The following is a 20,752-nucleotide window of genomic DNA, read 5'->3' on the forward strand; positions in this document are numbered from 1 at the left end:
GGTAGTTCCCCCTCCGAACTGGGCTTTCATGGGATAGCATGGGACAGTTTGGGCGTCAACGCCCCCTCCAGTATTCATATGGTGCTGTCAAGACTTTTGGGCCGATGTGTTGCCAGCGTGCAAATAGGTGAGCCGAATCGGCGAGAATCGGCAACGTATCAGCGCGCTAATGAGCGATTACGCGGCATTGCCTCACAGAGTTCGCAGGATGTTCCGTGAGTCCCGCGAATGGTTCCCATCATGTGGCTTTCCATAAAGGCGAATCGCACCCTACGAATGGTATAGCCTGCTGGGGTAACCTACCGAGGCGTGGCATGGGACGGCATGGGAATTTGCCCCACAGTTATCCACCGCCTGTGGATGAAGCTGGGGACATCTGTGGACAAGGGGGCGCCATCCCAGTCCCGCGCTGCGGAAAAGGGGTGGTCCGGTGTTCCGGAGGTGGTGGGGATAAACGCCAGATGGCCTGTAAGCCGGGTTTTGTCCTCAGGTTACCCTGATGGATGGCCATTCATCTGGGACGCCGGTTGCCCGGCGCCTCACGCAACCAACCCGGGCGGCGGCGCGGAAACGCGCTTGGCCCCAGACCATCCCAACCGATCAAGGATCAGGGGAGATGGCGGGCCGTGCCGCCCCTATTCGGTCTTGCTCCCGGTGGGGTTTACCGTGCCGCCCCTGTTGCCAGGCGCGCGGTGCGCTCTTACCGCACCCTTTCACCCTTACCGCCGGCACGAGGCCGGTGGCGGTTTGCTCTCTGTGGCACTTTCCCTAGGGTCGCCCCCGCCGGCCGTTAGCCGGCACCGTGTTTCCGTGGAGCCCGGACTTTCCTCCCCCGATCCAAAAGGTCGAAGGCGGCCATCCGGCCATCTGGCGCGGCACTGTGTATAGGGTCGGCGTTCGATTCGCAACTTCGATTCGCAACGGTGTTCGGGGGCGATTCGGATTCTCAGCGCCCGGTCATCCGCAGCAGCGCGCGCAGGCGGCGCAGCGTCTCCGGGTCGGGCTCCCCGGTCAGGCGTTCGGGGTGGAAATGGCGCTGGAAGGACATCAGGACCCGCGATTCGGCGGTGTCGTACCCATAGCGTCCCAGAAGCGCCGCCACATCCTCCGCGGAATCCGCCAAGTTGATCGGCGAGTCGTCCGCCGCGGTGGGCTGGGGCCACAGCCCGATTCCGCGCGCCGCCAGCCCCGGCCAGTCGAACAACTCGCCGGGGTCCTCCTTGCGGGCCGGGGCGATGTCGCTGTGGCCGAGCACATCGGCGGGCGCGATTCCATGACGGCCCATGATGTCCAGGCAGAGATCGGCCACCGCGGCCATCTGGACGGCGGGGAAGGGGCGGTAGCCGAACTCGTGCCCCGGATTGACGATCTCGATTCCGATGGATCGGCTGTTGACGTCGGCCCGCCCCCGCCAGGAGGACAGGCCGGCGTGCCAGGCGCGCCGGTCCTCCGGCACATGGGCGTAAACGGTGCCGTCCTCTTCCACCGTGTAGTGGGCGCTGACCTGGGCGGCGGGATCGCACAGCCGGCTCAGCGCCGACTCGGCGGTGGGCATCCCCGTGTAATGGAGAATCAGCAACTCCACCCCCACCCCCTCGGGCCGCGGCCCGTGGTTGGGGGAGGGGCGGTCGATGCATCCGAGGCCCGTAAGCGTCATGGTGTCCTCAGGTCGGATTCGTCACCTTCTCCGCCAGCGCCGTGGGGCGCCGCTTCACGATGACGGCCATGCCGCCCACGGTCAACAGCCCGCCCAGGACCAGACGGAGCGTGAAGGGATCGTCCATCAGCAGAACGCCCGCCAGAACGCCGAAGACCGGCACGGTCAGCAGGAAGGGCATGGTCTGGTTGACCGAGTATTTGCGCAGCAGCGGGTACCACATCCCATAGGCCCCGATGGTCACGCCCACCGCCATGTAGGCGATGGCGCCCCAGCCCCACAGGGTGGCGTCGGTGAGCGCGGCCATCTGTCCTTCCTCGAACAGGAGGGAGAGCAAAAGCAACTGCGGGGCCGCGAACAGCGCCATCCAGCCGTTCAGCGCGAAGCCGTCCACCCCGACGATCAGCTTCATCTGGATGCTTGCGACGGCGAAGGCGAAGCTGGCGCCGAGGATCATGAACAGCGACAGCAACGATCCGGACAGTCGCGGCTCGCCCGCGATGACCATGACGCCGGCGAAGGCGGCGGCCATCCCGGCGGCGCGGCGCCAGCCCAGCTTGTCCTTGAAGACCAGCGCGGCCAGCAGGGAGGAGAAGGGCACCTGCGCCTGCGCGGCCAGCGAGGCGGTGGCCGCATCGATGCCGTTCAGCCCGGTGAACATCAGCGGGAAATGCACGGTCCCCAGCGTCACCGACAGGATCGCGATGGGCCGCATCGCGCTCCAGGGAATCCGCTTGAAGGGCAGGATCAGCGCCGCCACCGCGATGAAGCGCAGCGCCATGATGAACAGCGGCGGGAATTCTGCCAGACCCCATTTGGCGACGACGAAGTTCAGGCCCCAGGTCGCCATGACCAGGAGCGCCAGCAGCGAGTCGCGCAGACTCATCCGCGGCCGCCTTCCAGCTCCTCGCGCAGGGCCTCCAGCTCCAGCCAGCGCTCCTCGGCGGCGGCCAGCTCGTTTTGTTTCGCCTGCAACTGATCGGACGTCTTCTGGAACTTGGCGGCGTCGCGGGCGAACAGGTCGGGGTCGGCCAGCGCCGATTCGAGCTTCGCCACCTCGGCGGTCAGCTTGTCCATGCGGGCGGGCAGGTCGTCCAGCTCCCGCTGGTCCTTGTAGCTGAGCTTGCCCTTCGGCTTGGCCGCCGCCGGGGCGGCGGCGGGCTTCGCCTTGGTCGGGGCGGCGGCCTTCTCCTTGGGCGGCGGGCGCTGCACCAGATAGTCGGAGTAGCCGCCGGGATATTCGGCGATCACGCCGTCCCCCTCCACCGCGATGGTGCTGGTGACCAGCCGGTCGAGGAAGTCGCGGTCGTGGCTGACCAGCAGCAGCGTGCCCTGATAGTCGCCGAGCACGTCCTCCAGCAGGTCCAGCGTGTCCATGTCGAGGTCGTTGGTCGGCTCGTCGAGGATCATCATGTTGCTGGGCCGCGCGAACAGGCGGGCGAGCAGCAGCCGGTTGCGCTCGCCGCCGGACAGCGCCTTGACCGGGCTGTCGAGCTGGCGCGTGTCGAACAGGAAGTCGCGCATGTAGCCGGCGACGTGGCGCGGCTGGCCGTTGACCATCACGCTGTCGCCGCCGAAGGGGCACAGCACCTTGCGGATGGTGTCCTCGGGGTCCAGCCCGTCGCGCCGCTGGTCGAAATAGGCGGTTTCCATGTTTGTGCCCAGCCGGATTGTCCCGCTGTCGGGCTCCATCTGGCCGGTCAGCATCTTCAGCAGCGTGGTCTTGCCGGCACCGTTCGGTCCGATCAGCCCCACCCGGTCGCCCCGCAGGATGCGGGTGGAGAAATCGTTGACGATGGTCTTGCGGCCGTCCGCCGTGTCGAAGCCCTTCGAGATGTGCTCGGCCTCGATGACCAGCCGGCCGCCGCGATCGGCCTCGGCGACGGCGAGCTTGGCCTGCTGGCCGCCCTTGATGCGCTCGGCGCGGTCGGTGCGGAGCTGGAGCAGGGCGCGCACGCGGCCCATGTTGCGGGTGCGCCGGGCCGAGATGCCCTCGCGCAGCCACTTCATCTCGCCTTCGATCTTGCGGTCGAGCTTCTGGGCGGCGATCTCCTCCGATTCGAAGACCTCGGCCTGCCAGGTCTCGAACTCGGCGAAGCCGCGGTCGGTGGCGCGCACCGTGCCGCGGTCCAGCCACAGCGTGCGCTTGGCCAGCCGGTTCAGGAAGCTGCGGTCGTGCGAGATCAGCAGCAGCCCGCCGCGGTAGGCCAGCAGCTCCTCCTCCAGCCACTCGATCGTGGGGAGGTCGAGGTGGTTGGTCGGTTCGTCGAGCAGCATCACGTCGGGGGCGCCGACCAGCGTGCGGGCCAGCGCCGTGCGCCGCGCCTCGCCGCCCGACAGCGTGTTGGGGTCGAGATGGCCGGGCACCTGGAGCCGGTCCAGCACGGCGTCCACCCGGTGCGCCTCGTCCCGCTCGTCGGCGGGCAGGCCGGCGGCGACGTAGTCGTGGACGGTGGCGCAGCCGGTGAAGTCGGGCTCCTGCGGCAGATAGGCGATGCGGGCGCCGGGCTGGGTGAAGACGGTGCCGCCGTCCGGCTGGATCATGCCGGCCAGCACCTTCATCAGCGTCGATTTGCCGGACCCGTTCCGCCCGACCAGACAGGCCTTGTCGCCCCGCCCGATGGACAGGTCGATGGTTTCGAACAGCGGACGGCCACCAAAGGTGACGGACACGCCCTGGAGCGCGGTGATCGGAGCGGGAGGAGCCATGACCCAACGATACGGTGTGCGGAGGTGTGCTTATATAGCGTGCGGTCCGCAGGCTCGCGACACCCGATTGCGCCGGGGCGGGGATGCGTCGGCCGGGAAGGAAGGCGCGACGCCTGGCTCTAGCCGCGCGCGCGCTCCTTCTCGATCCGGTCGAAGGCGGCGTTGATGGCGGCGACCTTCTGCGTCGCCAGATCCACGAACTCCTGCGGCATGCCCTGGGCGATCAGCACGTCCGGGTGATGCTCGCGCACCAGGCGCCGGTGGGCGGCCTTGATCGCCTCGTCGCTGGCCCGGCGGGAGACGCCGAGCACGCCGTAGGGGTCGGTCTCGTTCGGCGTGCCGGCGATGTGGTGGCCGGCGACGATGCGCTCGAATTCCTCGTCGGTGAAGCCGAAGATGTGGGCGACGGTGCGCAGATACTCGACTTCCGTCTCGTGCAGTTCATCGTCGGCCTCGGCGATGGCCAGCAGGCTGTCGAGCAGCTCCTCCAGCACGGCGCGGCGGTCCTCGAACAGGCCGGCGATCTGCTGGGCGTATTCCTCGAAGCCGTGGGTGTCCTTGCGGGCCAGGTCGAAGACGTGGCCCACCGTGTCCAGCTCCTCCGGCGGGACGCGGAACAGGCGCTTGAAGGTATCCACCTCAACCCGCTTCACCACGCCGTCGGCGCGGGCCATCTTCGCCGACAGGGCGATCACACCGATGGTGAAGGCGATGGACTTGGTCCCATCCGCCGGGCCGCACAGGCCGCGGATGCCGCGCCCCACCGCGTAGCCGGCGGCCAGACCGATCAGGCCCCCGATCGGCCCGCCGATGGTGAAACCGGCCGCCCCGCCCAGGACGCTGCCCCAGATGCTCATTTTTATCCGCCTTTCGACCGCTGGAGCAGCATACCGGCAGTCCGGCACCGCGCCAACCGGCCCATACTTTTTCGTTGTTTCCCAAAATCTTCGTGCGCCGCGCCCTTTTCATCCGTTGGAGGTATGGGATTTTCCGGCGAGGCGGGGTGTTGCTGCACTGCAACAGAGTCGTGCCGTCGTCGCCAGGGGCCTTGCCCTTGGTTCCCGTCTTCTCCATGTTGCGCCGCAACAAAGGAGGGCGGCCGGTCCAGGCCGCCGATGGGGAAGCGGACGACGCGAAGCGGTGCGATGTCCCAAATCACCAGCGCCACGAGCCCTCCCATGTCCGCCATCCGCAAGCTTCTCCCCACCGAGCGCGGTAAGTACCGCGCGCATCTGCTGCGGCTGGACAAGGCGGACCGCTACGCCCGCTTCACCGGCACCGTTTCCGACGAGGTCATCGTCAAACATTGCGAGTCGCTCGACTGGACGCGGACCACGCTGCTCGGCCTGTTCGACCGCGGCGAGCTGCGCGGCGCGGTGGAGCTGTGCTTCGACCGGCTGTTGTGGCCGGGTGCTGCGGAGCTGGCGATCAGCGTCGAGAAGGGGTTCCAGGGGCGGGGTGCCGGCTCCACCCTGGTTCGCCGCTCGCTGTCCATCGCCGCCAACCGGGGCATCAGGCAGGTCCACCTGATGTGCCTGTCCGACAACACCCGCATGCGCGCCCTGTCGCGCCGCTTCGGCGGAACGATGGAGCGCGACGGCGGGGAGTTCGCCATCACCTTCGACCTGCCGCGGCCCTCCCAGGTCTCGCTGGTGCTGGAGGCGTTCGAGGACGGGGCGGGGGCCGTGAACGCCGTGCTGGACGGGTTGCCCGCGTTGCTCAAGGCGGCCTGACCGGACGGGCGGGGAAGAGGCGCGCATCCCACCCTTTCGTGCACCCCGTCTTGACCCGCGGCGGCGTATCGTCACACTCCCCCGTCGAGACATCAGGCGTCGAGACAAGACATCAGGGAGTTGGGTATGGCGTCCCAAGCGCAGGGCCGGTGGCAGTTCTGGATCGACCGCGGCGGCACCTTCACCGACATCGTGGCCAAACGCCCGGACGGGTCGGTGGTCACGCACAAGCTGCTGTCGGAGAATCCGGAACGCTACCGCGACGCCGCCATCCAGGGCATCCGCGACCTGCTGGGCCTCGCCTCCGGCCAGCCGATCCCGGCGGAGGCGGTCGAGGCGGTGAAGATGGGCACCACCGTCGCCACCAACGCGCTTCTGGAGCGCAAAGGCGAGCGTACGCTGCTGCTCATCACCGAGGGGCTGGGCGACCAGCTCCGCATCGGCTATCAGGCCCGCCCGAAGATCTTCGCCCGCCACATCGTCCTGCCCGAACTGCTCTACGAGCGGGTGGCCGAGGTGCCGGAGCGGATCAAGGCCGACGGCACGGTGCTGAAGGCCGTGGACCTGCGTGCCGTGCGGGTCCAGCTGGAGCAGGCCTACCAGGACGGCTTCCGCGCCGCCGCGGTGGTGCTGATGCACGGTTACCGCTTCCCTGACCATGAGAAGCAGGTGGCGGCGCTGGCCCGCTCCATCGGCTTCACCCAGGTGTCGGTCAGCCATCAGGTCAGCCCGTTGATGAAAATCGTCGGGCGCGGCGACACCACGGTGGTCGACGCCTATCTGTCGCCGATCCTGCGCCGCTATGTCGAGCAGGTGGCCGGGGACCTCTCCGGCGTGCGGCTGATGTTCATGCAGTCGAACGGCGGGCTCACCGACGCGCGCTGGTTCCAGGGCAAGGACGCCATCCTCTCCGGCCCGGCGGGCGGCATCGTCGGGGCGGTGCGCACCGCGCGCATGGCCGGCTTCGACCGGGTCATCGGCTTCGACATGGGCGGCACCTCCACCGACGTGTCGCACTACGCCGGGGAGTATGAGCGCGCCTTCGACACGGTGGTGGCCGGGGTGCGGATGCGCGCCCCGATGATGCACATCCACACCGTGGCGGCGGGCGGCGGCTCGGTCTGCTTCTTCGACGGGGCGCGCTTCCGCGTCGGGCCGGAGAGCGCCGGGGCCAACCCCGGCCCGGCCTGCTACCGCCGCGGCGGGCCGCTGACCGTGACCGACTGCAACGTGATGGTCGGCAAGCTGCATCCCGACTTCTTCCCCCACGTCTTCGGGCCGGACGCCGATCAGCCGCTCGACGCCGCCATCGTGCGCGAGAAGTTCGCCGATCTGGCCGAGGAGGTGAATGAGGCGCTGGGCACCGAGATGACCCCGCATCAGGTGGCCGAGGGCTTCCTGAAGATCGCCGTGGACAACATGGCGAACGCCATCAAGAAGATCTCGGTCCAGCGCGGCTACGACGTCACCCAATACACGCTGAACGGCTTCGGCGGGGCGGCGGGGCAGCATGTCTGTCTGGTCGCCGACGCGCTGGGCATGCGCAAGGTCTTCCTGCACCCGCACGCCGGCGTGTTGTCCGCCTACGGCATCGGCCTCGCCGACACGGTGGCGATCCGCGAGCGCGCGGTGGAGGCCCGCCTCGACGATGCCCTGGTGGACGAGCTGACCGCCACGCTCGCCGCGCTGGAGGCTGAGGGGCGGATGGAGCTGGCCCGCCAGGGCGTGCCGGAGGACCGGCTGGCCGTCCTGCGCAAGGCGCACATCAAGGTGGAGGGCTCCGACAGCCCGCTGGTCGTCGATTTCGGGCCGCTCGACGCCATGGCCGCTGCCTTCGAGGCGGCGCACCGCCAGCGCTATGGCTTCATGATGGAGGGCAAGGCCCTGGTGGTCGAGGCCGTGTCGGTGGAGGCGGTGGGCCGCACCGAGAGCGCCGACGACGAGGATCTGCCGAGCGTCACCGGCGCCCTGCCGCGCCGCCTCGCCACCGTCACCCTGCACACCGGCGGCGCCGACCGCGAGGCGCCGGTCTACGACCGCGACCAGCTCCAGCCCGGCAACCGTGTGACCGGTCCGGCCGTCATCAAGGAGAAGATCGCCACCACGGTGGTCGAGCCCGGCTGGATCGCCGAGGTGACGCGCAAGAACCACCTCGTGCTGACCCGCTTCGAGGAGTTGCCGCAGCGCCTCGCCATCGGCACCAAGGCCGACCCGGTGATGCTGGAGGTCTTCAACAACCTGTTCATGTCCATCGCCGAGCAGATGGGCTTCACGCTGGAGAAGACCGCCTATTCCGTGAACATCAAGGAGCGTCTGGACTTCTCCTGCGCCCTGTTCGATGCGGACGGCGGCCTGATCGCCAACGCCCCGCACATGCCGGTGCATCTCGGCTCGATGGGCGAGAGCGTGCGCGCCATCGTCGAGCGGCGCCACGGGGCGATGAATCCCGGCGACGTCTACATGCTGAACGACCCCTATCACGGGGGCACGCATCTGCCCGACATCACCGTCATCACCCCGGTCTTCGACGAGGCTGGCGAGCGCGTTCTGTTCTACGTCGCCTCGCGCGGGCACCACGCCGATGTCGGCGGGATCACCCCCGGCTCGATGCCGCCGGACAGCACGACCATCGACCAGGAGGGCGTCCTTCTCGACAACATCCAACTGGTCGAGCGCGGCCGTTTCATGGAGGAGGAGGTCGTCGCCCTCTTCACCGCCGGACCGCAGCCGGCGCGCAACGTGGCGCAGAACCTGGGCGACCTGAAGGCCCAGATCGCCGCCAACGAGCAGGGCGCGCGGGAGCTGCGCCGCATCGTCGCCCAGTTCGGGCTGGAGACGGTCAACGCCTACATGAAGCTGGTCCAGGACAACGCCGAGGAGCAGGTCCGCCGCGTCATCGACGTCCTGACCGACGGCGAGTTTGTGCAGGAGCTGGACAACGGCGCGGTCATCAAAGTCCGCATCACCATCGACAAGGACGAGCGGTCGGCGCGGGTGGACTTCACCGGCACCAGCCCGCAGCTCACCAGCAACTTCAACGCCCCGACGGCGGTGTGCCGGGCGGCGGTGCTCTACGTCTTCCGCACGCTGGTGGACGACGAGATCCCGATGAACGAGGGCTGCCTGAAGCCGATCGAGATCGTCATCCCGCCGGGCACCATGCTGTCCCCCAGCTACCCCGCCGCGGTGGTGGCCGGCAATGTGGAGACCAGCCAGTGCGTCACCGACGCGCTGTATGGCGCGCTCGGCGTGATGGCGTCGGCCCAGGGGACGATGAACAACACGACCTTCGGCAACGAGCGCTACCAGTATTACGAGACGGTCTGCGGCGGCTCCGGCGCCGGCCCCGGATTCGACGGGACGGACGCGGTGCACACCCACATGACCAACTCGCGCCTGACCGACCCGGAGGTGCTGGAGTGGCGCTTCCCCGTGCTGCTGGACAGCTTCCGCATCCGCCGCGAATCGGGCGGGGCGGGGCGCTGGCGCGGCGGCGACGGGGTGGTGCGGCGCCTGAAGTTCCTGGAGCCGATGACCGCCGCCATCCTGTCCAACCACCGCCGGGTTCCGCCCTTCGGCCTGAAGGGCGGCGCCCCCGGCCAGATCGGGCGCACCTGGGTCCAGCGCACCGACGGCTCGGTGGAGGAACTTGGCCCCCAGGACAAGACCGCCATGGGGGAGGGCGACGTGCTGGTCGTCGAGACCCCGGGCGGTGGCGGCTACGAGGAGGCGTGAGGAGCAATCCCCTCTCCCCTCTCCCCTCCGGGGAGAGGGTTAGGGTGAGGGGGGTGCGCGTGTCGGACATCCGGCAAAAGCTCAACCCCCTCATCCTCCCCCACGCCTGCGGCGCGGGTCCCCTCCCTCTCCCCAGAGGGGCGAGGGCGATACAAGGCAAGCCCCCCACCCATGCGCGCGAGTCGCTTGTCTGCGCGGGCGGCGGGGCTTAGCTTCTCCGGTCCTACCACCGCACGGCTTCGTGCCAAAAGGACCCCCGGGGAGATTCGTCCATGACCGCCGTACCTGCCGCCCAGCCTCGCGTCGCCTTCACCGACGAGATGAAGGCCGAGTTCAAGGCCCTGCTTGGGGACCGCTTCACCACCGCCGCGGCGGTGCGCGAGCATCACGGCAAGGACGAGTCCTACCACCCCAACTTCCCGCCCGACGGCGTCGCCTTCGCCACCTCCACCGAGGAGGTCAGCGCCATCGTCAAACTCTGCGCGAAGCATGATCTCCCGATCATTCCCTTCGGCACCGGCACCTCGCTGGAGGGCGGCGTTGCCGCGCTGGCCGGCGGCATCTGCATCGACGTGTCGAACATGAAGGAGGTCCTGCGCGTCAGCCCGGAGGACCTCGACGTCACCGTCCAGGCCGGCGTGACCCGCAAGCAGCTCAACGAGCATCTGCGCGACACCGGCCTGTTCTTCCCCATCGACCCCGGCGCCGACGCCTCGCTGGGCGGCATGGCCTCCACCCGCGCCAGCGGCACCAACGCCGTGCGCTACGGCACCATGCGCGAGAATGTGCTGGGGCTGACCGTGGTGCTGGCCGACGGCCGGATCATCAAGACCGGCGGGCGGGCCCGCAAGTCAGCCGCCGGCTATGACCTGACCCGCCTGTTCGTCGGGGCGGAAGGCACGCTCGGCATCATCACCGAGGTGACGCTGCGCCTCTACGGCATCCCGGAGGCGATCTCGTCGGCGGTGTGCCCGTTCAACGACATCCGCGGCGCCGTGGACACGGTGATCCAGACCATCCAGTCCGGCATCCCCGTCGCCCGCATCGAGCTGTTGGACGAGGTCCAGATGGACGCGGTGAACAAGTATTCCAAGCTGGACTACAAGGTCGCACCGACCCTGTTCTTCGAGTTCCACGGCACCGCCGCCGGGGTGAAGGAGCAGGCGGAGATGGTCTCGGCCATCGCCGCGGAGTATGGCGGCAGCGAATTCACCTGGGCGACCCGTCCGGAGGACCGCTCCAAGCTCTGGCAGGCCCGCCACGACGGCTATTATGCGGCGCTGGCGCTGCGCCCCGGCTCCAAGGGCTGGCCGACCGACGTCTGCGTGCCGATCTCGCGGCTGGCCGACTGCATCCTGGAGACGAAGAAGGACATCGCCGAATCCTCGATGCTGGCCCCGCTGGTCGGCCATGTCGGCGACGGCAACTTCCACCTCGTCTACGTCATCGACCCCGACAAGCCGGAGGAACTGGCCGAGGCCAAGCGCCTGAACGACCGGATGGTGGACCGGGCGCTGGCCATGGGCGGCACCTGCACGGGCGAGCACGGCATCGGCTACGGCAAGATGGAGTTCCTGGAGAAGGAGGCCGGCGACGCCTTTGCCGTGATGGGCGAGCTGAAGCGTGCCTTCGATCCGGAGAACCGGATGAACCCCGGCAAGGTCGTCCGCATCTGAGGCAAAAGGGGAGCGCCGCGGCGCTCCCCATCCCCTCTCCGGTCAGCGCGTCATGCGCGTCATCAGGCTGGAGGTGTCCAGCCGGTTGCCGCCCATCGCCTGAACCTCGGCGTAGAACTGGTCGACCAGGGCGGTGACGGGCAGGCTGGCGCCGTTGTTGCGGGCCTCGCCCAGCACGATGCCCAGATCCTTGCGCATCCAGTCCACGGCGAAACCGAAGTCGAATTTGCCGTCCAGCATCGTCTTGGCGCGGTTGTCCATCTGCCAGGACTGGGCCGCCCCCTTTCCGATCACGTCCACGACCTTGTGGCCGTCCAGCCCGGCCTTCTGCGCGAAGGCCATGCCCTCGGCCAGCCCCTGGAGCAGGCCGGCGATGCAGATCTGGTTGACCATCTTGGTCAGCTGACCGGCGCCCGCCGGCCCCATGTGGGTGACGGAGCGGCCGTAGCAGGCCATCAGCGGCTGGGCACGGGTGAAAGCGTCGCCGTCGCCGCCCACCATCACCGTCAGCACCCCGTTCTCCGCTCCGGCCTGCCCGCCGGACACCGGCGCGTCGAGGAAGAACAGGCCGCGCGCGCGGGCCAGTTCGGCCATCTCGCGCGCGACGGTGGCGGAGACGGTGGAATGGTCGGCGACGATGGTGCCGGGCTTCATGGCGCCCATCGCCTCGCCGGCCACCGCCCGCACGTCGTCGTCACCGCCGACGCAGAGGAAGACCACCTCGGCGTCGCGGGCGGCCTCGGCCGGGGTGGCGGTGCTAGCGCCGCCGAAGCGGGCGGTCCAGGCGTCGGCCTTGGCGGCGGTGCGGTTGAAGACGGTCACCCGGTGGCCGCCCCGGACGGCCAGATGGCCGGCCATGGGAAAGCCCATCGTGCCAAGCCCCAGAAAGGCGACGGAGCGGGAATCGGTCGCGGTGTCGGCCATGGTCCTGTCTTTCTTCGTTGTATCGGCTGCGGATCGTTTTTGTCGGCGTCTGCCCTTGGACGGCAAAGCTAGGCCGGGAGCGCGCCCCGATCAAATGCCGTCCGTCGAACGCAGCGCGATTGCAGTGCCGCGGGGTCGTTCCCCCGTCCGGCATCCCTGGGCAGCGGCACTCTGCCGCGGGAGGCATGACTCTTTCGAACGAGGTTGTCTTGCCGCGCCCTTGCTACCGGCGCGTGATGTGTTAAGACGTAAATGCCGGGTTTGCAGCGCAGCACCCGGCCATGCCGGCGCAACGGCGCCGGTGAACCAGGGCAGAGCCGGGGCCGCAAGACCCGGGCCGGAGAACAAGGGAAGGATAGCCGCATGACGAATCAGTCGGGTTTCCAGGATGCGCCGCCGGACGAGCGTTCGAACCTCACGGACGAGCAGGAAAGCGCCATCCGCGTCCTCGCCAACAGCCTGCACCGCCTGAACGACGCCGTCGTCAAGGCCGTGGAAGCCGGCGTGACGGTCGAGCTGATGCGCACGGCCCGCTATCACAACGCGACGGGCAACTGGGGCGACCAGCTCACCCCGATGATCCGCACCAAGTAAGCGGCTCATCCCATCCGACCGGAAGGCCTCCCGTCCGAAAGGACAGGGAGGCCTTTCCCTTTTCGGCATGCCCCATCCTGTCCCACCATTGTTCCCGTCGCGGTGCGGAACCGCGGCGCCCTTCGCTGGTTCCTTCCATTTGGCCCCAGCAAGGAAACGGTCATGAAGGACGCTCAGAACCACACCCCGCAGCGTCAGGGGCAGCGTCAGGGCATGAACGACCGCGAAGCGTTCTGGCGCATGCACTGCCTGTCGGAACCGACCTTCACCGACCTCACCCACGGCATCTTCCTGGGGCTGATCTGGTCGGCGGTGCTGTGGGCGCCGATGTTCATCAGCGTCCTGCTCTGACCCGTCCTTCCGGTCGCACGGCCCCGGTCAGGCGGTCTTCGCGGTGCGCAGAAGGGCGCGGACACGGGCGGCGAGCTGGTCCGGGGTGAAGGGCTTGGGCAGGACGGAGGCGTCGGCCTTCAGGCCGGTCAGCGATTCCGGGCTGTAGCCGGAAATCAGCAGGACCCGGATGCCGGGCCAGCGCTCCTGGACCCGCCGCGCCAGATCGATTCCCGACACGCCGTAGGGCATCACCACGTCGGTCACGATCACGTCGAAGGCCGTGTCCCGCTCCAGGATCTCCAGCGCGGCGGCGCCGTGGTCGGCGGTCTCCACCTCGAAGCCCTCCCGGGTCAACCCCTCCACGGTGGCCATCAGGACCAGCGCGTTGTCCTCGACCACCAGCAGGCGGACCGGGCCGTTTGGCGCCGCCTCCGCCGCGTCCGGCACCGCTTCCGGCTCCGGCGCCCCGCCGGACACCGGCAGGGTCACGCGGACGACCGTGCCGCGGCGCGGCGCGCTGGAAATGGTCGCGTTGCCGCCCGACTGGCGGGCGAAGCCGTAGACCATCGACAGGCCCAGACCCGTCCCCTTGCCGTGCGGCTTGGTGGTGAAGAAGGGCTCGAAGGCGCGGGCGGCGACCTCCGGGGGCATGCCGCCGCCGGTGTCGGTGATCTCCAGAACGGCCAGCGGGCCGTCGGGCGTTTCCTCCTGCCGGACGGCGATGCGGATGCGCCCGCCCTCCGGCATCGCGTCGCGGGCGTTCACCACGAGGTTCAGCACCGCCAGCTCCAGTTGGACCGGGTCCACCTCCACCCGCAGCGAGGCGCTGGGAAGCGCCCAGTCCAGCGCGATGTCGGCGCGGATGGAGCGTTCCAGAAGATCGGCCATGGCGCGGAGGGCATCCCCCAGATCGACCACCTTGGGGTCCACCGCCTCCTGGCGCGAGAAGGCCAGCAACTGCCCGGTCAGCGTCCGGGCGCGCTCCAGCGCGGTGCGGGTGCCGTCCAGATAGCGCGCCCCCTCCGCCGGCAGATGCCGTTCCATCAGATGCAGATTGGCCAGGGCGGCGGTCAGCAGGTTGTTGAAGTCGTGGGCAACACCCCCGGTCAACTGGCCCAACGCCTCCAGCTTCTGCGACTGGCGCAGCGCGTTCTCCAGGGACTCGCGGGCGCGGGCCTCATCGGTCCAGCGGCGGACGGCCCGCATCTCGCTCCGCGCGCGGCGCAGCGCCAACAGGGTGATGCCGACCAGAGCCAGCATCGCCGGCACGGTGAAGGCGGCGTATGTCAGGACGTTGTGCGCCCATCCGGCCCGGATATCGGCGATCGGGATGCCATAGGTCACGTAGATCGGGTAGGGCGCGACCTGCATGAAGCCGTTGAGCCTCGGCATGCCGTCCATGCGGCCCCGCGTGCGGAACACGCCTTCGGTCTTCCCGGCCGCCATGGCGCCGAGCAGGAAGCTGTCCGAGGCATGACGGGCCTGCCGGTCGCCCATCGAGGGGAAGCGGACCAGAACCGAGCCGTCGCCGCGGACGAGGGAAATCGACTCCTTCGGACCGGCGACGACGAGTTGATAGAAATCGGCCAGATAATCGGTCAGCACCGCGGTCAGCAGCACGCCGTTGAACGGCCCTTCCGGGCCGCCCGCGGCGGCGCGGCGGCGCGTGACGTTGAACTGCCGCTTGCCCGACCCGCGCCCGGTGATCGCCTCGCTGACGAGGATGCCGGCGTCGCCGGCCGCCTGGGTGCGGAAATACTCCCGGTCGCCGACGTTGATCAACGGGGCGGGGAACAGGCGGTTGTCGTTGCGCAGCGTGCCGTTGGGATCGACCAGCCCGACGACGCCGATCTGTGGAAGTTCCTCGACCAGCGTCCTCAGATAGCCGTGCAGGTCGTCGGACCGGCCGATTTCGTCCCAACTCATGCCGGTGGTCCGCTCGTCCAGCCGGTCCAGGACCTGCTCGACCGTATCGAAGACCTTCTGCATGTGCTCGTGCAGAATCAGCACGGTCTTGCGGATGTTGCGCTCCGCCTGCGCTTCCTCCTCTTGAAAGTCGCGCCAGGCGATGGCGGTGAACAGCAGGGCGGGGACCAGGACGGAGGCCACCAACAGGATGCGCAGAAGGCGCACCATTCTCGCTGATTCGGTCGCCAGGGCGGAGAGGTAACGAAGAGGCATGGGCTGCGGTGTTGGAGGCGGGGAACGCGATCACGGGTGGCGATGGTGCGGGGTGCCATGCGAGGGCCACCGTGGCCCAGAAGCTATGCCGGTCCGTGCCAGCCGGGGCAACCTGAACTTTCCGGCGGCCCTATGACTTTCAGCGGAGGACGCCATGGGGATATGGCCCTCCCCATGGCTCCGCAGGGCGGAACCGGAGACAATGCCGCAGCACCGGACGTCCTCATGACCGTTCAACTTGCCGCGGAGAGCACCATCATGCCCCTGAAGCCCATCGAGCACGCCGACGCCGCACCCGAGGTGCGCGCCGTCTACGACGACATCAAGGCGGCCCGCAACGTGCCGGACGTCAACAATTTCTGGAAGATGGCCGCCCATCACCCGCCCACGTTGAAGCGCACCTGGGAGAGCCTGAGGGAGGTGATGGCCCCCGGCGCGCTGGACCCGCTGGTCAAGGAGATGATCTTCGTCGCGGTCAGCGTGACCAACGGCTGCGACTATTGCATTCGCTCGCACGAGGCGGCGGCGCGCCGCGCCGGCATGACCGACGCCCAGTTCGGCGAGCTGATGGCCGTCGTCGGCATGGCCAACGAGACCAACCGCCTCGCCAAGGGCTATCAGGTGGAGATCGACGAGGCGCTGAAGTAGCCCGTCACGCGATGTCGTCGAGGGCGTCCTCCAGCGACGGGTAGATGCCCTCGGCCAGCGAGCCGTCCACCCGCACCGGCCGGGGCAGGACCGCCACGGCGTCCAGCGCGCCGCGCAGCGTCAGGCCGGTGACCTCCACGAAGCCGCCGCGGTTGCCGTAGCGCCCGGCGGTCCATTCCGCCCGGTCGGGGTCGCCGGACAACCGCCCGTTGCAGGTGATCATCTCGTGGGTGTCATCGCCGCCGCGCCGGTTCCAGGCCATGCCGCCGCCCACGCCGCTGCCGATGTCGCGGGGACGGAAGCCGTGGGGCTGGAGCAGGTCGCGCACCGCGCGGGACACCACCACGGCCTTGGGGTCGATCTCCGTCCCCACCGGGCCGCCCGCCGCCTGAGGTTCCTGTCCGATCGCCTGTTCCATGGGTCCGCTCCCCGTCTTGTGTCGCTTACCAGGGACAACAGGCGGGAGCGCGGCCTGTGCCGCGGCGGCGGAGCGGAAACGCGAAAGGGCCGATGCGTTGCCGCATCGGCCCTTTTCGTGTTGGTCGGAGAGAGAGGATTCGAACCTCCGGCCCCTGCCTCCCGAAAGCAGTGCTCTACCAGGCTGAGCTACTCTCCGGTCCAGTCGGTGCCGCCGTTGCCAGCGTCGCCGTGGAGCGGGTGTATAGACCCATTGCCCGCGGGCTGCAATGGGAATAAGCGGCATTTGCGGAATGTTTTTTTGCCGGGTCGCGAAAGCCGGTGCGGAGGCCGCCGCAACGGCTGGTTGGCCGGGCCGGAAAAGCGAAAGGGCAAAAAGCGAAAGGGCCGATGCGTTGCCGCATCGGCCCTTTTCGTGCTGGTCGGAGAGAGAGGATTCGAACCTCCGGCCCCTGCCTCCCGAAAGCAGTGCTCTACCAGGCTGAGCTACTCTCCGGTCCGTCGGTAGCGCCGTGGCCGGCGTCACCGTGGGCCGCGTATATAGCCGCTCGATCCGGGGGCTGCAACGTGAAAATCACCCCCGGCGGCGAAAAAGTTCCCAGAGCTTAGAAATCGCGCTCGATCACGAAGTCCAGCACCTCCAGCAGGGCGGCCTTCACCGGCGTGTCCGGGAACAGGCCCAGCGCGTCGCGCGCGATGGAGCCGTAGTGGCGCGCGCGCTCCACGGTGTCCTTCAGCGCGTTGTGCTTGGCCATCAGCTCCTGGGCGCGTTCCAGGTCGCCCTCCTGCTGGTCCAGCTCCTCCATGGTGCGGCGCCAGAAGGCCCGCTCCTCGTCGTTGCCGCGGCGGAAGGCCAGCACGACCGGCAGGGTGATCTTGCCCTCGCGGAAGTCGTCGCCGACCGTCTTGCCCAGCTTCGCCTGGAAGGCCGAATAGTCCAGCACGTCGTCGACGAGCTGGAAGGCGATGCCCAGGTTCATACCGTAATCGTAGAGCGCCAGCTCCTCCGCCTGCGGGCGGGCGGCCACCACGGCGCCGACGCGGCAGGCGGCGGCGAACAGCTCCGCCGTCTTGGCCTTGATGACCTCCAGATAGGCCTGCTCGCTGGTCTCGGTGTCGTTGGTGGTGCGCAGCTGCAGCACCTCGCCCTCGGCGATCACCGCGGACGCCTTGGACAGGATGCGCAGCACGTCGAGCGACCCAACCTCCACCATCAGCTCGAAGCTGCGGGAGAACAGGAAGTCGCCGACCAGCACGCTGGCCTTGTTGCCGAACACCGCGTTGGCCGAGGCGAGCCCGCGGCGCAGGTCGCTCTCGTCCACGACGTCGTCGTGCAGCAGGGTGGCGGTGTGGATGAACTCCACCACCGCGGCCAGCATCTTATGATCCTCGCCCTTGTAGCCGCACAGCTCGGCGGCGGCGAGGGTGAGGACGGGGCGCAGGCGCTTGCCGCCGGCGGCGATGAGATAGCCGGCAAGCTGCGGGATCATATCGACGGACGAATGCATCCGCTGGACGATGATCTCGTTCACCGCGCTCAGGTCATCGGCCACCAGGGCGGTCAGATCGTCGAGCGGGGTGGACTTCCGCCGTTTCGGCTCGAGGTTGGTCACGACCGCCAAGGTCGACTCCAATGATGATTGACGTGACGAATTCCGGCAGGGAGCATAACGGCATAGCCTCTTCGGTCAAGTCCGCAAGGCGAATAAGGGCACAGAACAGCCGGGATTTCATGAAGGAACTTCTGCGCACCACCGATCCGGTCCGTCTGAGCTGGCTTCTCGCCCTGCTGGCCGACGCGGGAATCGAGGGGATCGTGCTGGACACCCACACCAGCATCCTGGAGGGCTCCATCGGCGCCATCCCCCGCCGCCTGATGGTGGCCGAGGAGGATCATGCGGCCGCATGTCGCCTGCTGCGCGACGCCGGGGAGGAGCTGGGGGCGTGACGATGGAAAGCGACGCAGCGTTCGACACGCTTCTCGACGGGCGCGTCCGCCTGCACCAGCCGCAGGCCGGCTACCGCGCCGCCATCGACCCCGTTCTGCTCGCCGCCTTCACCGCCGCCGGGGCGGGGGAGCGGGTGTTGGACGTCGGCACCGGCACCGGGGCGGCGGCGCTGTGCCTCGCCGCCCGTGTGCCGGGTGTCGTGGTCGTCGGGCTGGAGAAGCGGGCGGAGGCGGCGGACTTCGCCCGGCGCAACGCCGCCCTCAACGGGCTGGAAAGCCGAGTGGGCGTCCTTGAGGGCGACCTGCTGGCCCCGCCGCCGGAGCTGGTTCCCGGAACCATCGACCGGGTGATGATGAATCCGCCCTATCTGCGCGCCGGGGCGGCCAGCGTGCCGCCCGACCCCTGGAAGGCCGCCGCCAACGTGGAGGGAGAGGCGGGCTTGGCCGACTGGGTGCGCTTCGCCGCCGCCATGCTGAAGCCGCGCGGCACGCTGACCATGATCCACCGCGCCGACCGGGTGGACGAGATCCTGGCCGCCCTGCACGGCGCCCGATTCGGCTCCCTGACGCTCGTCCCGCTCTGGCCGAAGGCGGGGGAGGAGGCGCGGCGCATCCTGCTGGCGGCGCAGAAGGGGGGGCGCTCGCCCGCGCGATTCACCGCCGGACTGGTGCTGCACGGCTCCGATGGCGCCTATGGCGGGCAGGCGCAGCGGATTCTGCGCGACATGGAACCGTTGATCGCTTAAGCCAACGCTTTCAATCCGGCGTCAGCGCCACCATTTCAACCGGCGATGAACATGACGAAGCTGCTCGCCAAACTCCCGTTCGGCCCCTGGCGCGACGCCGGGCCGATCGTGTCCGTCCTCCGTCTGTCCGGTGTCATCGGTCAGGCCGGAGCCTTCCGCCAGGGTCTCACCATGGCCAACATGGCCGGGCTGATCGAACGCGCCTTCGCGCCGAAGGGTCAGGCGGCGGTGGCGCTGGTCGTCAACTCGCCGGGCGGGTCGCCGGTGCAGTCGGCGCTGATCGCCAAGCGCATCCGCGACCTCGCCACCGAGAAGAAGGTGCCGGTCTTCGCCTTCTGCGAGGACGCGGCGGCCTCCGGCGGCTACTGGCTGGCCTGCGCGGCGGACGAGATCTGGGCGGACGAGAGCAGCATCCTGGGCTCCATCGGTGTGGTCTCCGCCGGCTTCGGCGCGCACGACTTCATCGAGCGTTACGGCATCGAGCGGCGGCTCTACACCGCGGGCGACAAGAAGGTGATTCTCGACCCCTTCTCGCCGGAGCGGGAGGACGGGGTGGCCCATCTGAAGGCGATCCAGGCGGAGATCCACGACGCCTTCAAGGCGATGGTGCGCGACCGCCGCGGCGCCCGCCTGTCCGGGCCGGAGGAGGAGCTGTTCTCCGGCGCCTTCTGGGCGGGTCGGCGCGCGCTGGAGCTGGGGCTGATCGACGGCATCGGCGACCTGCGCAACGTGCTGCGCGGCCGCTTCGGCGAGAAGGTCCGGCTGCGCGTGGTGCAGGAGGACCGGCGCTGGTTCCGCCGCATGGGTTTCCGCGTGGATGCGCCGGTGGGCATGGCTTCGCTGGACCGTCTCGCGGCCGACCTTCCGGCGGCGGCTCTGTCCGCTGTCGAGGAACGCGCGCTCTGGTCGCGCTACGGCCTCTGATTTTTCCGCTTGTGGTCGCCATGAGCCCCCACCCTGGCCCTCCCCCGCTCTCGGCGGACCAAGGGTCCGCCTGCCGCGTCAGCGCAAACCTTTGGTTTGCGCGAGAGCTGCGCAGGGGAGGGGATTGAGGGTCGTGCGGCGGAGTTCCCTCCCCTGCGATAGCGGGGGAGGGCTAGGGTGGGGGCCAAATGCGAGGGCTTATGCCCCGTTGAAAATATCCCGGACTCTCACTGGGTGACTTCGCGCAGGCGTTCGGACGGCGGCGGGACCGGTTCGCCGGTGCGGCGGGCGTTCTCGATCCAGGCGGCGATGGCGTCGAGCGCCGCCGTGCTGGCGTCGGCGGGGGTGGCGCCGCCCGCGGTGCAGCCCGGCAGGTCGGGCACCTCGGCCACATAGCCGACACCCTGTTCCGGGGGCAGGGGGCGGACGATGACCGGATAGGCGCTGGCGTTCATGACGTTGCGTCTCCTCTGCGCGCGGTTTTCACCCATTAGGTGCCGCTTCCGCTGCGGACGACAAGGACTCTT

General features: G+C 69.0%; 18 protein-coding genes, 2 tRNA genes and 1 other RNA gene. 9 read left to right on the top strand and 12 right to left on the bottom strand.

Annotated elements, in window-relative coordinates:
• Positions 1-453: 453 nt before the first annotated feature.
• The 5 genes from rnpB to H1Q64_RS07830 form a co-directional block, all read right to left on the bottom strand.
• Positions 454-871: RNase P RNA component class A (rnpB, locus tag H1Q64_RS07810), an RNA gene on the bottom strand.
• Between the two features lie 75 nt (positions 872-946).
• Positions 947-1,657: an N-acetylmuramoyl-L-alanine amidase gene (locus H1Q64_RS07815; protein WP_237903067.1), complete on the bottom strand. Its 711-nt coding sequence runs from the start codon at positions 1,655-1,657 to the stop codon at positions 947-949.
• 7 nt (positions 1,658-1,664) lie between these two features.
• Positions 1,665-2,543 carry a DMT family transporter gene (locus H1Q64_RS07820; RefSeq protein ID WP_237903068.1) on the bottom strand — a complete coding sequence of 293 codons (879 nt, stop codon included), beginning with the start codon at positions 2,541-2,543 and terminating at the stop codon, positions 1,665-1,667.
• Complete coding sequence (locus H1Q64_RS07825; RefSeq protein ID WP_237903069.1) at positions 2,540-4,366, bottom strand: ATP-binding cassette domain-containing protein; 1,827 nt, start codon at positions 4,364-4,366, stop codon at positions 2,540-2,542. The genes H1Q64_RS07820 and H1Q64_RS07825 overlap by 4 nt, the downstream gene beginning before the upstream one ends.
• Before the next feature lie 119 nt (positions 4,367-4,485).
• Positions 4,486-5,223, bottom strand: coding sequence for a TerB family tellurite resistance protein (locus tag H1Q64_RS07830; protein ID WP_237903070.1), 738 nt, complete (start codon positions 5,221-5,223; stop codon positions 4,486-4,488).
• Positions 5,224-5,544: 321 nt separating this feature from the next.
• Here H1Q64_RS07830 and H1Q64_RS07835 point away from each other — a divergent pair, with 321 nt between their 5' ends.
• The 3 genes from H1Q64_RS07835 to H1Q64_RS07845 all read left to right on the top strand — a co-directional run bounded on the left by H1Q64_RS07835 (position 5,545) and on the right by H1Q64_RS07845 (position 11,510).
• Positions 5,545-6,099 carry a GNAT family N-acetyltransferase gene (locus H1Q64_RS07835; protein ID WP_237903071.1) on the top strand — a complete coding sequence of 185 codons (555 nt, stop codon included), beginning with the start codon at positions 5,545-5,547 and terminating at the stop codon, positions 6,097-6,099.
• 126 nt (positions 6,100-6,225) lie between these two features.
• The gene (locus H1Q64_RS07840; RefSeq protein WP_237903072.1) at positions 6,226-9,834 is read left to right on the top strand and encodes a hydantoinase B/oxoprolinase family protein; all 3,609 of its coding nucleotides are present in this window, start codon (positions 6,226-6,228) and stop codon (positions 9,832-9,834) included.
• Between the two features lie 272 nt (positions 9,835-10,106).
• Complete coding sequence (locus tag H1Q64_RS07845; RefSeq protein ID WP_237903073.1) at positions 10,107-11,510, top strand: FAD-binding oxidoreductase; 1,404 nt, start codon at positions 10,107-10,109, stop codon at positions 11,508-11,510.
• A gap of 42 nt (positions 11,511-11,552) precedes the next feature.
• Here the strand turns inward: H1Q64_RS07845 and H1Q64_RS07850 are convergent, their stop codons facing one another.
• Positions 11,553-12,434, bottom strand: a complete 882-nt coding sequence (locus H1Q64_RS07850) for an NAD(P)-dependent oxidoreductase (protein WP_237903074.1) — start codon at positions 12,432-12,434, stop codon at positions 11,553-11,555.
• A gap of 363 nt (positions 12,435-12,797) precedes the next feature.
• On the opposite strand from H1Q64_RS07850, the gene H1Q64_RS07855 reads away from it, so the two are divergent.
• Together H1Q64_RS07855 and H1Q64_RS07860 are read left to right on the top strand one after the other, a co-directional pair.
• Positions 12,798-13,028 (top strand): hypothetical protein, encoded by a 231-nt coding sequence (locus H1Q64_RS07855; RefSeq protein ID WP_014241201.1) that lies wholly within the window; start codon positions 12,798-12,800, stop codon positions 13,026-13,028.
• Positions 13,029-13,190: 162 nt separating this feature from the next.
• Positions 13,191-13,379, top strand: a complete 189-nt coding sequence (locus H1Q64_RS07860) for a hypothetical protein (RefSeq protein ID WP_014241200.1) — start codon at positions 13,191-13,193, stop codon at positions 13,377-13,379.
• Positions 13,380-13,406: 27 nt separating this feature from the next.
• Here H1Q64_RS07860 and H1Q64_RS07865 read toward each other — a convergent pair whose 3' ends face one another.
• The gene (locus H1Q64_RS07865; RefSeq protein ID WP_237903075.1) at positions 13,407-15,497 is read right to left on the bottom strand and encodes a hybrid sensor histidine kinase/response regulator; all 2,091 of its coding nucleotides are present in this window, start codon (positions 15,495-15,497) and stop codon (positions 13,407-13,409) included.
• Between the two features lie 270 nt (positions 15,498-15,767).
• Here H1Q64_RS07865 and H1Q64_RS07870 point away from each other — a divergent pair, with 270 nt between their 5' ends.
• Positions 15,768-16,190, top strand: a complete 423-nt coding sequence (locus tag H1Q64_RS07870) for a carboxymuconolactone decarboxylase family protein (protein WP_237903076.1) — start codon at positions 15,768-15,770, stop codon at positions 16,188-16,190.
• A 4-nt stretch (positions 16,191-16,194) separates the two neighbouring features.
• On the opposite strand, the gene H1Q64_RS07875 is transcribed toward H1Q64_RS07870, so the two are convergent.
• The 4 genes from H1Q64_RS07875 to H1Q64_RS07890 all read right to left on the bottom strand — a co-directional run bounded on the left by H1Q64_RS07875 (position 16,195) and on the right by H1Q64_RS07890 (position 18,229).
• Entirely contained in the window at positions 16,195-16,608 is a 414-nt protein-coding gene (locus tag H1Q64_RS07875) for a hypothetical protein (protein ID WP_014241197.1), read from the bottom strand.
• A gap of 121 nt (positions 16,609-16,729) precedes the next feature.
• Positions 16,730-16,806, bottom strand: a tRNA-Pro gene (locus H1Q64_RS07880).
• A gap of 220 nt (positions 16,807-17,026) precedes the next feature.
• A tRNA-Pro gene (locus tag H1Q64_RS07885) sits at positions 17,027-17,103 on the bottom strand.
• Positions 17,104-17,212: 109 nt separating this feature from the next.
• The gene (locus H1Q64_RS07890) at positions 17,213-18,229 is read right to left on the bottom strand and encodes a polyprenyl synthetase family protein (protein ID WP_094301983.1); all 1,017 of its coding nucleotides are present in this window, start codon (positions 18,227-18,229) and stop codon (positions 17,213-17,215) included.
• Between the two features lie 110 nt (positions 18,230-18,339).
• Here H1Q64_RS07890 and H1Q64_RS07895 point away from each other — a divergent pair, with 110 nt between their 5' ends.
• Genes H1Q64_RS07895 through H1Q64_RS07905 form a run of 3 tightly spaced genes read left to right on the top strand, consistent with a single transcriptional unit; the run spans position 18,340 to position 20,225 of the window.
• Entirely contained in the window at positions 18,340-18,555 is a 216-nt protein-coding gene (locus tag H1Q64_RS07895) for a DUF2007 domain-containing protein (protein WP_094301984.1), read from the top strand.
• A 2-nt stretch (positions 18,556-18,557) separates the two neighbouring features.
• Positions 18,558-19,301 carry a tRNA1(Val) (adenine(37)-N6)-methyltransferase gene (locus tag H1Q64_RS07900; RefSeq protein WP_237904923.1) on the top strand — a complete coding sequence of 248 codons (744 nt, stop codon included), beginning with the start codon at positions 18,558-18,560 and terminating at the stop codon, positions 19,299-19,301.
• A gap of 45 nt (positions 19,302-19,346) precedes the next feature.
• On the top strand, positions 19,347-20,225 hold the full coding sequence (locus tag H1Q64_RS07905) for a S49 family peptidase (protein WP_237903077.1): 879 nt from the start codon (positions 19,347-19,349) through the stop codon (positions 20,223-20,225).
• Positions 20,226-20,452: 227 nt separating this feature from the next.
• On the opposite strand, the gene H1Q64_RS07910 is transcribed toward H1Q64_RS07905, so the two are convergent.
• Positions 20,453-20,680, bottom strand: coding sequence for a type II toxin-antitoxin system HicB family antitoxin (locus H1Q64_RS07910; RefSeq protein WP_014241191.1), 228 nt, complete (start codon positions 20,678-20,680; stop codon positions 20,453-20,455).
• Positions 20,681-20,752: the final 72 nt, after the last annotated feature.

The sequence above is a fragment of the Azospirillum brasilense genome, from assembly GCF_022023855.1.
Taxonomy (GTDB): Bacteria; Pseudomonadota; Alphaproteobacteria; order Azospirillales; family Azospirillaceae; genus Azospirillum; species Azospirillum brasilense_F.